The 13,153-nt window shown below is 40.8% G+C and carries 16 protein-coding genes; 7 read left to right on the forward strand and 9 right to left on the reverse strand.

The genetic code is table 11. The features are described from left to right. Window positions 1-3: 3 nt before the first annotated feature. The 3 genes from ABC374_RS16230 to ABC374_RS16240 all read right to left on the reverse strand — a co-directional run bounded on the left by ABC374_RS16230 (window position 4) and on the right by ABC374_RS16240 (window position 3,242). A complete protein-coding gene (locus tag ABC374_RS16230; RefSeq protein WP_413018908.1) occupies window positions 4-1,224 on the reverse strand; it encodes an MFS transporter in 1,221 nt (406 codons plus the stop codon). A gap of 779 nt (window positions 1,225-2,003) precedes the next feature. Beyond that, window positions 2,004-2,612 carry a superoxide dismutase SodA gene (gene sodA, locus ABC374_RS16235; RefSeq protein WP_350299484.1) on the reverse strand — a complete coding sequence of 203 codons (609 nt, stop codon included), beginning with the start codon at window positions 2,610-2,612 and terminating at the stop codon, window positions 2,004-2,006. Between the two features lie 144 nt (window positions 2,613-2,756). Then, window positions 2,757-3,242, reverse strand: coding sequence for a DUF456 domain-containing protein (locus ABC374_RS16240; RefSeq protein WP_350299485.1), 486 nt, complete (start codon window positions 3,240-3,242; stop codon window positions 2,757-2,759). Between the two features lie 163 nt (window positions 3,243-3,405). On the opposite strand from ABC374_RS16240, the gene ABC374_RS16245 reads away from it, so the two are divergent. The 5 genes from ABC374_RS16245 (at window position 3,406) to ispG (ending at window position 6,465) form a co-directional block, all read left to right on the forward strand. Continuing rightward, entirely contained in the window at window positions 3,406-4,002 is a 597-nt protein-coding gene (locus tag ABC374_RS16245) for a DUF1189 domain-containing protein (protein WP_413018911.1), read from the forward strand. Next, entirely contained in the window at window positions 3,947-4,174 is a 228-nt protein-coding gene (locus ABC374_RS16250) for a DUF1189 family protein (protein ID WP_413018913.1), read from the forward strand. Before ABC374_RS16245 ends, ABC374_RS16250 begins: the two co-directional genes overlap by 56 nt. A gap of 383 nt (window positions 4,175-4,557) precedes the next feature. Further along, complete coding sequence (locus ABC374_RS16255) at window positions 4,558-4,692, forward strand: anti-repressor SinI family protein (RefSeq protein WP_241665149.1); 135 nt, start codon at window positions 4,558-4,560, stop codon at window positions 4,690-4,692. Window positions 4,693-4,806: 114 nt separating this feature from the next. Further along, on the forward strand, window positions 4,807-5,139 hold the full coding sequence (locus tag ABC374_RS16260; RefSeq protein ID WP_413018916.1) for a hypothetical protein: 333 nt from the start codon (window positions 4,807-4,809) through the stop codon (window positions 5,137-5,139). A gap of 213 nt (window positions 5,140-5,352) precedes the next feature. Beyond that, entirely contained in the window at window positions 5,353-6,465 is a 1,113-nt protein-coding gene (gene ispG / locus ABC374_RS16265) for a flavodoxin-dependent (E)-4-hydroxy-3-methylbut-2-enyl-diphosphate synthase (RefSeq protein ID WP_413020383.1), read from the forward strand. Between the two features lie 102 nt (window positions 6,466-6,567). Here the strand turns inward: ispG and ABC374_RS16270 are convergent, their stop codons facing one another. Then, window positions 6,568-7,038, reverse strand: coding sequence for a DUF4190 domain-containing protein (locus ABC374_RS16270; RefSeq protein ID WP_413018918.1), 471 nt, complete (start codon window positions 7,036-7,038; stop codon window positions 6,568-6,570). A 168-nt stretch (window positions 7,039-7,206) separates the two neighbouring features. Here ABC374_RS16270 and ABC374_RS16275 point away from each other — a divergent pair, with 168 nt between their 5' ends. Next, complete coding sequence (locus ABC374_RS16275; protein ID WP_350299489.1) at window positions 7,207-7,791, forward strand: 5' nucleotidase, NT5C type; 585 nt, start codon at window positions 7,207-7,209, stop codon at window positions 7,789-7,791. A 37-nt stretch (window positions 7,792-7,828) separates the two neighbouring features. Here ABC374_RS16275 and ABC374_RS16280 read toward each other — a convergent pair whose 3' ends face one another. Genes ABC374_RS16280 through ABC374_RS16290 form a run of 3 tightly spaced genes read right to left on the reverse strand, consistent with a single transcriptional unit; the run spans window position 7,829 to window position 9,889 of the window. Next, complete coding sequence (locus ABC374_RS16280) at window positions 7,829-8,254, reverse strand: Fur family transcriptional regulator (protein WP_101222584.1); 426 nt, start codon at window positions 8,252-8,254, stop codon at window positions 7,829-7,831. A 15-nt stretch (window positions 8,255-8,269) separates the two neighbouring features. Next, window positions 8,270-9,103: a metal ABC transporter permease gene (locus ABC374_RS16285; RefSeq protein WP_350299490.1), complete on the reverse strand. Its 834-nt coding sequence runs from the start codon at window positions 9,101-9,103 to the stop codon at window positions 8,270-8,272. A gap of 21 nt (window positions 9,104-9,124) precedes the next feature. Then, window positions 9,125-9,889, reverse strand: a complete 765-nt coding sequence (locus tag ABC374_RS16290; RefSeq protein ID WP_413018921.1) for a metal ABC transporter ATP-binding protein — start codon at window positions 9,887-9,889, stop codon at window positions 9,125-9,127. Window positions 9,890-10,103: 214 nt separating this feature from the next. On the opposite strand from ABC374_RS16290, the gene ABC374_RS16295 reads away from it, so the two are divergent. Further along, the gene (locus tag ABC374_RS16295; RefSeq protein ID WP_413018923.1) at window positions 10,104-10,364 is read left to right on the forward strand and encodes a DUF2624 family protein; all 261 of its coding nucleotides are present in this window, start codon (window positions 10,104-10,106) and stop codon (window positions 10,362-10,364) included. Between the two features lie 91 nt (window positions 10,365-10,455). Here the strand turns inward: ABC374_RS16295 and ABC374_RS16300 are convergent, their stop codons facing one another. Together ABC374_RS16300 and ABC374_RS16305 are read right to left on the reverse strand one after the other, a co-directional pair. Next, window positions 10,456-11,352, reverse strand: a complete 897-nt coding sequence (locus tag ABC374_RS16300; protein ID WP_350299491.1) for a deoxyribonuclease IV — start codon at window positions 11,350-11,352, stop codon at window positions 10,456-10,458. Between the two features lie 12 nt (window positions 11,353-11,364). Next, complete coding sequence (locus ABC374_RS16305; protein WP_413018926.1) at window positions 11,365-12,678, reverse strand: DEAD/DEAH box helicase; 1,314 nt, start codon at window positions 12,676-12,678, stop codon at window positions 11,365-11,367. Between the last annotated feature and the right edge of the window lie 475 nt (window positions 12,679-13,153).

Raw genomic sequence — 13,153 nt, forward strand, 5'->3', positions numbered from 1 at the left:
TTTTCAATCTTGGTCAATGATATCGATTTTCCGTACAAACCAGTATATCACGGTATGCCCTGCCCCGACGATTAACAGGTAGATCGGCAGTACTTCCTTTAGGTCGAATAACATGACCGAAAGTATGAATCCTGATATCGATACAATCCTTCCAATATGAACGAACAATTCCCGGACAACGATATATTCAATCCTCATTTCCGCTGCTTTCCAAGCACGGCCTATAATGTCATACGTCAACGATATATAAGGGACCAAAAGAATAGGATAAGCGGTAGCGACAATTGCCCCATAAATGAGAAGCTTCCCGAATGTGATATCAAATGCAATCAATAAGACCCCTGCATACAACAGGATTCCTCCAATAAGAATGGCCTTTTTTCGCATCGGCTGTTTAATATATCGTGAGGCAAAAAAATACGCGACGAATGAAATGGCGGAATTTAACAGACCGTAGCTCCCTAAGGCAAGTTCACTATCCGTCTGAATGAAAACGTTAATCGAAATGATGAACATGAAGGTGCCCTCTCGTATCCCTTGAAAAAAGTGAGCACGTGTGATCAAGAGCCAATTCCGATTATTTTTCCGTTCCTGCAATATCCGAAGGAAACAGTATCTGCCATGTGCTGGACGTCTTTTTAACGAAAAGCTAAGAAACACCGCAACGGAAAACAATAGCAAAGACAATCCGAATACAATGGAATATCCCGTGAATTTTTCAAGCCTCGAAATGATGAACCCTGAAAGAATCGGACCGACCATTCCCCCAAGGGATGATAAAATCCCTAAAAAACCATTGAAGAAATCCCTTGTTTCTGGTTCAGTTATCTCAAAAGTCAAGACATTATAGGCAAGCCAATAAAACCCATAACCGATTCCTAACAGTCCACCAAGCAACCAAAGGAAATCCGTTGCCCGTGTGCCGACCAATAGGACTGATAAATAAAATAGAGCCAAAAAGATAACACCCAGACGCAAAACAATGATTCGATCCACTTTTTTCGCCAGCCTGCCAGCAAAGACAAAGGTAAGCGGTTGAAAAAGCACCACGGTTAGATTATATACGGCAATATCAACAATTTGACCGGATTGTTTCCACAAGTACACATTAACGAATGTATTGGATAAAGCAATACTTAGGCTGTACAGCCCGCCAATAAACAAAAGGAGGTGCAGATCCTTCTTCCCCCCCGCCTCACCCAACCATCTCTCTAAAATACCCATTGTTTTAACTCTCCTTTAAATTCCACTCTAGTGTTTGAAAAAACAAAAGAATTTATGTAAAAAAAGGTAAAGAAAACTCTTCGATTGGCGAAGTCAGAGAAGTAGTTGCACTTATACTGTTTTCCTTAAAAGCTCTTCCCTGTTAATTCAAGAACAGTATAAAGAAAACTCTTCGATTGGCGAAGACAGAGAAGTAGTTGCACTTACACTGTTTTCCTTAAAAGCTCTTCCCTGTTAATTCAAGAACAGTATAAAGAAAACTCTTCGATTGGCGAAGACAGAGAAGTAGTTGCCCTTATACTGTTTTCCTTTTGAACTTGAACAGAAACAGTGGAAAACTCTTCGACCGGCGGAGACGAAGGGGATGTTTGAATTTGGAGTGTTTACTCGTGAATTCGATGCTTTTACTCGTAAGTTTTAGGATTTTACTCGTGAGTTTCGAGATTTCACTCAGGAATTGGAGTGTTTACTTGTGAATTTGGGCCTTTACTCGTGAGTTTTGAACTTTTACTCGTGAATTTGATGCTATTACTCGTGAGTTTTGAGCTTTTACTCGTGAATTTGAAGAGTTTACTCGTGAATTTGTGCGTTTCTCGTAAATTAGTAGCTTTTACTTGGAATTCGCAGTTTTTACTCGTGAATTTCTTTCACTTCTTTTGGCGAAACAGCAATACGAGTTGCCTTTATATTGTTTTCTTTAATGTTCCCGTTCGGATAAAAGAAACAAAAAAAGACAGGATTCCTTTTCACCAAAGGAATCCTGTCTTTTTAATTACAAATTATTTTGCAGCGCTGTAACGTTTTGCAACCTCATCCCAGTTTACAACATTCCAGAAAGAATTGATGTATTCAGGACGACGGTTTTGATAGTTTAGGTAGTATGCATGTTCCCAAACGTCCAATCCAAGAAGCGGAGTTTTACCTTCTGATAATGGATTGTCTTGGTTTGGTGTACTTGTTACTTCCAACTCGCCATTGTTGACTGCAAGCCAAGCCCAGCCAGATCCAAAACGAGTAGTAGCCGCTTTAGCGAACTCTTCTTTAAAGCTGTCAAAGCTTCCGAATTTTGAAGTGATAGCATCCGCTAATTCACCAGTCGGTTGTCCGCCGCCGTTAGGTGAAAGGATTTCCCAGAATAAAGTGTGGTTAGCATGTCCGCCACCATTGTTGCGTACAGCAGTACGAACAGATTCAGGTACTGCGTCAAGGTTAGCGACGATTTCTTCAACGCTTTTGCTTAGAAGTTCTTGGTTACCTTCTAGGGCATTGTTCAGGTTTGTCACATATGTGTTGTGATGTTTAGTGTGGTGAATGTTCATTGTTTCTTTGTCGATGTGTGGTTCTAATGCATCATATGCATACGGTAATTGTGGAAGTTCAAAAGCCATAATAAAATTCCTCCCTATGTAAGCTTTTTTTTTTGAGGGCTTCAGTTCTCGAAAGATACCTAAAGCTCGCTAGAAATAGAGTATCAAATTTTTGTAACCGTTTCAAACCTTATGCCTCAATTTTTCATTTTTCGATTATATTTCCTATGAGAATACCACGAATAGAAAATATCCAATCATCAGAAGTTGGATGATGCCTTTTGTAATGACGCTGCTTATAAAGCCTACAACGGAACCAAGGCCGATTTTCGAAGCAGTAACCGGGTCTTTTTTATGTACTATGATTTCTGCCAGGAATGCCCCGATGAATGGTCCTATTAGTATTCCGAGGAACGGGATCACGAATGGCCCGACCAGAAGCCCAATCGTACTGCCCCAAATTCCCGCTTTCGTGCCTCCATACTTTTTGACCCCGACCATGTTCGCAATATAATCAGCTGCGAATAAAAGGATGACGAATAAAATTTGGACCGTCCAGAAAAACCAGCCAAATGGTTCAAAAGAATAAAATAGTCCATAGAGCAATATTCCGCCGAAAATGAATAAAACACTTGGGATGATTGGAAAAATCAGACCGACAAACCCCATTATGAACATGAGGGTAATTATTATCCAAAATAGTGTATCCATTACTAAAACTCCCCTTTCTCATTTGATATATAATTTGACTTTATCTCTCCATAATTACCTCATTACTGATGGTTAAAACCAATGAAGCAGAATACAGGTTGTTTTATTTTTCCCGTATAGTTAAAATTGGTTAGGAATCTTATATAGTTAGGTGCTGAAAACATTGAACATATTCAAACAACTATGGGTAAGCTTGTATTCTCCTAAAGATATCGCTTCCTTTCAAAACCAAGGTATCGGGAAAACGATTTTATTCGTTTTCTTTATAAGTCTCATCGCCTTTCTCCCTTCAGCTTTTTATTTTGGGACAATGATAGTTGACGGGATAGATGCCATGCACGAAACAGTATCCGAAGACTTACCGGCATTTGAAATCAAAAATGGCACGTTGACAACTGAACAAGATAAGCCATTTAGCCTGAATAAAAACGGATATCAAATTTTTGTAGATGGCACGGGAGCCTTGACCCCGGAAGAAGTAGCCGCAAAAGCTGATGAAGCTGTCGCACTTTTAAAGTCTGATCTGGTTTTCGTATCCGGAGGCAACGTGCAATCCTCTCCATATTCAGTTCTGGAGGGAGATAATCAGGAAATATCCACTTGGCTTGATTCAGTTGAATCTGTTCTGCCTATCATCCTTCCATTGCTTCTACTTATATTATACCTGTTTACTGCTACTGGAATCTTCATTAAAGTGACAATCCTTGCCGCTTTCGGTTCTTTTTTTCAAAAATGCTCTTGGCCGTCCTCTTTCCTATAGGCATCTATGGAGAATCGGTGCTTACAGCATAACGCTTGCCACCGTATTCTTCACCATCATGGATGCTTTTCAAGCAATGGTACCGTTCGCTTCCATCATTAGCTGGTTTGTGACATTGATGATGTTATATTTATCCATAAAAGAAACATCAACCAATAAGATCGGAAATTGAAATTTACAAGAATGGACTCAGACTGTAGGCAAACTCGATGAGAATCGAGTTTGCCTACAGTCTTTTAAGGCTTTGTAAAATTCGTGATTGGAACCAGGGCGGTCTTTGCGCCTGCGGGGTCTCCCTAAGACACGTTTTTCCCACAGGGATCTCGCACACCCGTTCCAATCAACTTGTTTAAAATTCAGATAGAACCCCACTTGTCTGCAAACTGAGATTCGACCACCTGGTCCGGCTCTTTTTGCTTAAGCATAAAATCGGGTAAACATGCCTTTGCAGTATATGACTACAGTCATCATTTTTTATATCTACTTAATTCGACAAAATACTCACTAAGTTATTCCTATACTTATTGTTGAAATAGTATTTAAGAGGTGATAGACGTGAAGGAGAGTCATATTGATGTACAATGGTTGTTACTCATAACGGAGGCAAAAAAGAGTGGTCTGACCCCAAAGGAAATTCGCTCCTTTCTTAACACTCATTCAAATAATAAGGATGTTACTCAACTGAAATAGAAAAATTTGAATGGTCACTCTCACATTCCATTTGAAAAATCGCCCATTTTTAGGCATATTTTTTGCCCCCTCCAAGTATAGATGAATTAAAGACAAGCTTGGGAGGATGGAAAATTGAAACGGCTACTGCTTTTTATCTCATTCTGTTTCACTTTATTTATTATTTATTTTGATTTGACTACGGGTACCCTGCCGGCTTCCAATCCACCGGCCTCTACAAGCGAACCGGCCGTCCCGGCCAGCCAGCCTGCATCCGCACCATCTGCCGCTTATAAAGAAATTACCATGAAACCGGGTGATACCTTACTTTCCATCGTCGAAACGGAAAAAGGCGAATCCAATCAGCCAATCGAAACGATCATCACTGACTTTCAAAGTTTGAATGAAGGATTGAAGCCCGAGGATATGCAGATTGGCAAAACATATAAGATTCCCGTTTACAAATAACCCCCAAAATAGGAATCTGCCCCTTCACAAGAACCTTTTAGGGGATTTCCCGGCACTGGTTGTATCCATAAATTAGGAGAATTATCATGATAAAAAAACATTATGCGTCCTATTTCCTTGTCAAGCGGTATGTACATTGATACAATATTTCAGAGAAACAAATAAAAATCAAAACTGATTTTTTCCTAAAGGAGAGAATTCCACTTGAGTGAAATCATACATCGCACCAAGACGCGGCCAATTAAAGTCGGAAACTTAACGATTGGCGGCAATAATGAAGTTATTGTACAAAGCATGACAACGACAAAAACACATGATGTTGAAGCAACGGTTGCAGAGATTCTTCGCCTTGAAGAAGCTGGATGTCAAATCGTACGTGTCGCCTGTCCGGATGAAAGGGCAGCTGATGCAATCTCTGAGATAAAAAAACGGATAAACATCCCTCTTGTAGTCGATATTCATTTCGATTATAAACTTGCTCTGAAGGCAATCGAGGGCGGAGCTGATAAAATCAGGATTAATCCTGGTAACATCGGTCGCCGTGAAAAGGTTGAAGCAGTAGTGAAAGCTGCGAAGGCTAAAAGAATACCAATTCGCATCGGGGTCAATGCTGGTTCTCTAGAGAAGAAAATCATCGAGAAATATGGCTTCCCGACTGCTGATGGAATGGTAGAAAGTGCTTTACACCATATCAAGATCCTGGAAGATCTGGATTTTCATGACATTATCGTTTCCATGAAGGCTTCCGATGTGAATTTAGCCATCGAGGCATATGAAAAAGCTTCAAAAGCATTCGATTATCCCCTACATCTTGGGATCACGGAATCAGGTACACTGTTTTCAGGAACCGTAAAAAGCGCTGCCGGACTAGGTGCCATCCTAAGTCAGGGCATCGGAAGCACGATGCGTGTTTCCTTAAGTGCCGATCCTGTCGAAGAGGTGAAGGTGGCAAGGGAGCTTCTAAAAGTATTTGGCCTTGCTTCCAACATGGCCACTTTAATTTCGTGCCCTACTTGCGGTCGAATCGAGATTGATTTGATTTCCATCGCCAATGAAGTTGAAGAGTACATCCAGACGGTTAAAGCGCCAATCAAGGTATCAGTGCTTGGTTGTGCAGTAAACGGCCCTGGAGAAGCCCGTGAGGCTGATATCGGCATTGCCGGAGCCCGTGGTGAAGGTTTACTGTTTAGAAAAGGTCAAATTGTTCGTAAAGTGCCTGAAGAGACGATGGTCGAGGAACTTAAAAAGGAAATTGACAAAATCGCTGAAGAGTACTATGAAAAACAAAGAGCCGAAGCAGCTGCTGCAGCTTTACTAAATAAATAAAACAAAGAATCCCGAATTTTCATTATCGGGATTTTTTGTTTTATACCATTTGAAAAACCCTTTGATGCATTTTTGAAAATGACATCAAAGGGTTTACTGATGTTAAAAGAACGGCAGGATGAATATGCCAACGATGATGGAGATTGCACCAATGACGATCGCCCAAGTACCCAAGTTCGATCCCCGGCTTCTGGCCACTATCCCTACAATGATACCCACAATCCCTAAAATGAAAGGCATCATGAATAAAGATAAAATGGAGATGATCAAAGCTATGACACCAATCGCTTTCCCTCTTGATGCCACATCCCCAAAACCATTATCCTCTGCAGGCTCATCATTTTTATATGACCTGATTCGCTGAGGCGGTGTTGAAATTTCGGCAGACGTTTCTTCCTGATACCGGTTATCCATATTGGTTATGGTCCCACCACTTTCATATCGTCTGTCATCTTCAGGTGTATCTTCATTATAATACCGCTCATGATGCTGATCATCCACAACGGTTGGTTCACTGCCCTCTTTCGCCAATTGCATTTCATCGTCAATACTGGAGTATTGATCTTTTTCCATTCGTGCATCCCTCACTTTCATTTGTGAAGCATTTATAGTGTATGTAAAAATCGCGGAACCCATCGTGAAAATGGTTTCATGTCTTGGAAATAAATACGCGTTTTTACCAAAGCTATGATGGGATATGTTACACTATTACAAGTACCTGAAAATGAGGAGAGATTCATCATGAAAAAACGTTTTGGCATCGATATAGACGGGACTGTTACAAGACCTGATTCCATGGTCCCCTTTTTAAATAAAGCTTTTCAGCTGAATTTAGCTTATGAAGATATTACCGAATATGACTTATTCCCCTTCGTGAATGTTCCAAAAGAGGATTTCACTAAATGGTTCATTGAGAGCGAGCCACTTATCTATTCCGAATCATTATTGGCTGAAGGTGCGAAAGATGTATTGGAAAAATGGACAGAACAAGCTAATCTTTATTTCATCAGTGCCAGAAGCAACCGTTTATTGGATGTAACAAAAAATTGGTTCACGTCGAATGAAGTCCTATATGATCATATTGAGCTTGTAGGCTCACACGATAAAGTGGCTGCAGCCAAAAAATTCGAAGTCGATCTCTTTTTAGAGGACAAGCACGATAATGCAGTGGCGATTTCAGAAGAGTGTAAAATACCCGTGATTTTATTTAATACTCCTTACAACCAAGATCCCGTGCCTGAAAGGGTGATTCGGGTCAACAATTGGCAAGAAGCCTCTGCCTGGGTGAATAATTGGATGTCAGGGCAACCGGCAACTATAAAATGAGACAAGAAAAAAACCATTGACTGGAGGTCAATGGTTTTTATGCATCCAAAGATACGCTACATGCGGGACAGCGTCCGTAAATTTCAAATTTATGTCCCGAAACATCGTAGTCCTTCAAGCTTTCCTGAAGTTCCTGCATCGGGCACAATTCGATTTCTTTCGTTTTTCCACAATTCAAACAGATGAAGTGGTGATGGTGGGAAGAATGACCGCAAGTAAAACGAAAACGCTTTTCCCCTTCCAACTCGGTCGCTTCAAAGATGCCCAGTTCTACAAATAAGGAAAGATTTCTGTAAATCGTATCGAAGCTTAAACCTGGATAATCCTGCTTCATATTCTCCAATACATCTTTGGCCGTTAAATATTTATCGCTGGAAGAGAAAAGCTGAAGCATTTCTTCCCTCTTTCCTGTATGCTTAAAACCTTTATCTTTTAATAGTTGCATGGCAGTAGTTACGTTCATAATACATCACCCCATCTATCGATTTTTCCACTTATCAAACAAAATTGACAAGATGAGAATTAATACAGCTATTATTACAATGGTCCCGCCAGGAGCGAGGTCAAGGCTGTATGATAAGAATAATCCGCCTATGACGGATACTTCACCGAATAAGACCGAATATCCAATCATCTGCTTAAAACCCTTTGCAAAGCGGAGACTAGCAGCTACCGGGAGCGTCATGAGGGAAGAAACAAGTAATATGCCAATGATTTTCATGGAAGCGGCAATGACCAGTGCGACCATTACAATAAAAATAAAATGAATCGCTTTATAAGGTATCCCAGACGCTTTCGCATGCTCTTCATCAAAAGATAACAGAAATAATTCTTTATACAATAGGGTGAGCATCAAGGCTACGACTATCCCCACTGCCAAAATGACATATAAGTCCGCCCGGCTGACAGCGCTGACACTGCCGAATAAATAACCGTATAAATCCGTATTGAAACCATCTGCAATGGATATGAAAATGACACTAAGACCCATGCCGCCTGACATTATGATCGGGATTGCAAGCTCTTGATAATGCTTGTACACCCCTCTTAATTTTTCAATGAATAATGAACCACCTACAGAAAACGCCATTCCTATATAAAGTGGATTCAATCCTGCTAAAGATAGAAAGCTCTTCTGCAGCAATAAACTAAACGCTATCCCAGCTAGCGCTACATGACTTAGCGCATCGGAAATCATCGACATCCGCCTTACCACGACAAAAACGCCCACTAATGGCGCAATCGCTCCGATGATGATTCCTGTCAAGAATGCGTTCTGCAAAAATTCAAATTGCAATATCCCCGATATCATTGGGCTATCCTCCAAAACATATTAATGATCATGATTTAAAAATTGGACCCCATGTCCATAAATGGACGAGAGCTCACCTTCATCCAACTCATTATATTCACAGGCATCCCCGTGAAAATGAAGCTTTTTATTTAAACAGGCGACATGTGTGACTTTATCGGTCACAGTACCAATATCATGAGTTACTAAAATCAGGGTTATTCCTAATTTTTTATTCAACATCTCAAGCATTTCATAAAATTGGTGGACGTTTTTTGAATCAACGCCAACCGTTGGCTCATCCAATATCATCAATTCCGGTTCGCTGACCAGTGAACGGGCAATGAACACCCTCTGCTGCTGGCCTCCGGACAATTCCCCGATATTTCGGTTCTGATATTCAAGCATATCCACGGATTCCAGAGCCTTCTTCACCTTTTGCTTATCCTCTTTGCCTGCAAACTTAAACAAGCCGATTTTTTTGGTCAACCCGCTCTGAACGACTTCAAATACTGTGGCAGGAAACCCAGAGTTGAAGGAGTTCGCCTTTTGGGAAACGAAACCGACCTTTTGCCAATCTTTAAAGCGTCGTATGTCTTCCCCGAATATTTCAATTTTTCCCTTTTGGAGCTTGAACAGACCAAGCAGCAACTTCAAAAGCGTTGACTTACCGGATCCATTCGGCCCAACGATTGCTAAGAAGGCCCCTCTAGGGATTTCAAGCGAAACATGTTCTAGCACTAGATCTTTTGTATATTTGTAAGATATATCTTCAAATTTAACTATGGGGTTTACTACATTATCCAAAGAGATCACCTATTTTTTAAGAATCATTACGATTAACAATCGTTAGTATAAATCAAAGAAGGCCAGATGTAAAGAATCCGGTCCTCTGAACACGTGCTTGGTACGCCCTGAACCACAAAAAAAATGTTAGCTGAACCAAATTACCATAATCAACAAAGTTTCATGTTCACATACGTCTTCCTCCTTCATATGTTTTAACAAAGGAGGAGATTGTTTGAAATTATTTGAAATAATGGTTAATCATAAAATCAACAATATACGCCCAGATGAACTGCTTTCACTTGCTAAACAGCATAAGGTTGCACTTACTCAAAAACAAGCACAGGATATCACTGCACTTCTAGCAGGTAAAAATATTAACATTTTTGATATACGTCAAAGACAGAACGTGCTTGGTCAAATTACAAAAGTTGCCGGAGCAAGCACAGCCAGGGAAATAGAATCCCTCTTCAACAACCTTACTTCCACTTTTTAAAGTTCTTAAGCCAGCTGCAGTCTTTATTTGAGCATACTTAATGCAAATGAAAGGACGATTCATCTTTTTCGATGAATCGTCCCTATTATGATTATTGTTGAAATCTGATCTTATCCAATAGATCTTCATCAAATTGATTATTCTTGAACATATCAATTTCAAATTTATATGGTGCCTTTTTGTCTTTTTTATCTTCCCCTACATAAGGTGTTTCCAGGATTTTCGGAACACTGCTTAATTGCGGATGGTGGACAATAGCATTCAACGCCTTAAAACCAATATGACCAAATCCAATGTTTTCATGTCGGTCCTTGCGCGTTCCGCGTTCGTTTTTGCTATCGTTTATGTGAAGGACCTTGATGCGGTCAACACCGACCAATTTATCAAATTCATTCAGTACGCCATCAAAATCCTCGATGATATTATATCCGGCATCGTGAGTATGACAAGTATCGAAGCAAACCGATAGTTTTTCATTATGGGTCACACCATCAATGATCATCGCCAGCTCTTCGAAAGACCTGCCACATTCAGAACCTTTACCCGCCATCGTTTCAAGGGCAATCTGAACTTTATCGTCGGCAGTCAGCACCTCATTCAAACCTTCGATGATTCTCTTGATTCCCAGTTCACTGCCTGCACCAACATGCGCACCTGGATGAAGTACGATCTGCCTTGCGCCAATGGCTTCGGTCCGATCGATTTCGCTGCGTAAGAAGTTGACTCCAAGCTCGTATGTGGCTGGATTCGTGGTATTTCCAATATTAATGATATACGGGGCATGGACAACGATATCGCTGATTCCATTCTCCTCCATATGCAGTCTTCCGGCTTCGATATTTAAATCCTCGATTTTTTTACGTCTTGTGTTTTGAGGGGCCCCTGTATAGATCATGAATGTGTTGGAGCCATACGAAGCCGCTTCTTGACTCGCAGCAAGAAGCATACCTTTCCCGCTCATTGAAACATGCGATCCAATCTTCAGCATCTGATTTCTCCCCTATTTCTTTCTCTGTATACGACGTTCGCGTTTTTTAAAGTTTTCCACATCTCGTTGAATTTTCTTCTTGTATCCTGGCTTGACTTTAGTTGGCTTCTTGACGTGCCTGCTCGCTTTAACATCGATTTCAGATTTTTGTTTTTTACGGTTTTTCCGTTTATTACGTTCGTCGATATCAACCCAATCACCGTTTTGGATATCGGCATCACGGAACTCAATGCCCATTTTTTCAAGGCGGTTCAATGAATCTTCATCGGATGTATCGTAAATGGTAGTAGCAATGCCTGAATATCCGGCACGAGCCGTCCTTCCCGTCCTATGGATATAAAAATCCAAATCTGAAGGCAATTCATAGTTAATGATATGACTTACACCTTCAATATCGATTCCACGGGAAGCCAGATCTGTCGCAACGATGAATTGATACTCCAAATCATTGATTTGCTTCATCATTTTTTTACGCTCACGAGGCGATAAATCACCATGAATACGGCCGACATTCAATCCTTTTTCGATCAAGGAGTTAGCCACATGATCCGCCATTTTCTTTGTGTTCGTGAAAACAATCGCCAAATATGGATTATAACGAACGATGATATCATGAAGTAATTGCTCTCTGTTACGGTGGCGAATCGGTACAAGAACATGTTCAATTTTCGAAGCGGTCGCCTGCTTGGGATTCACTTGAACATACTTTGGATTCTCCATATATTTATTTAAAAACGGCTTCAATTTTTCTGGGATGGTTGCCGAAAAGACAAGCATTTGAATTTTTTCTGCCATACGTGATGCAAATAAATCGACATCTTCAATGAAGCCCATGTCAAGCATAAGGTCCGCTTCATCGACTACAAGCATTTTTGCTGTATACACCTGTAATGCCTGAGCTTCAACCAAGTCCTTGATCCGGCCCGGCGTACCGATTACCAATTGCGGCTGTGTCTTCAATTTATCTATCATTCGCTGTTTATCAGTACCACCGATGAAACAACGGACTTGAATCTGCTCATCCTCAGGGAAATGGTCAGCAATTTTCAAAGCTTCTTTGTAGATTTGGTTCGCTAACTCACGGGTTGGTGCGGAAATAATCGCTTGAACTTCATTCTTACCGGCATCAAGCCTGTTCATGATCGGCAGCAAATAGGAATGTGTCTTTCCTGTTCCTGTCTGCGACTGTCCAATTAAGCTACTTCCCTTTAAAAGCGACGGAAGCACGCGCTCTTGAATTTCCGTCGGCTTATCGAACCCTAAAGTACGAACCGCATCTAGAATGTAGCTTTTCAAATTAAATCGTTCAAATTGATTTTGTTTCATCAAAAAACTCCTTTATCCTGTCAGTCATTAGACATGTCCTGTTATTATAATAAATTTTACACAAAAAGCGCAAGCGCCTGGGTTGCTCGTGAAGAAAATAGGGATTGACCCATAAGGCGCTTTTTGCCTTATGAGGGCGATCATCTTTTTCACAACGAGCTAGGCGCTGAAGCTGGATTACACAAAAAGCGCAAGCGCCTGGGTTGCTCGTGAAGAAAATAGGGATTGACCCATAATGGGGCAGGCCATCATTTTTTTCATTGTGACCCATTTACTTAACAATAGCGCTTGCGCTGAGGTTAGTTCTCTTAAAATGGACTCTTGCAAACGAAAAGCCCCTGTCCTGGTCATAGCGTATCCCCCGCAGACATGGAGCTAAAAGACTACCGTTACCATCTTACCTTCTTTCCGGTTACTTCACAACTGCCCAGTCACTCTTTCCTCAAACCTTTTTTGTCGAGTTGCATAATTTATA

The sequence above is a fragment of the Peribacillus phoenicis genome, from assembly GCF_047238085.1.
In the GTDB taxonomy this organism is placed as follows: domain Bacteria; phylum Bacillota; class Bacilli; order Bacillales; family DSM-1321; genus Peribacillus.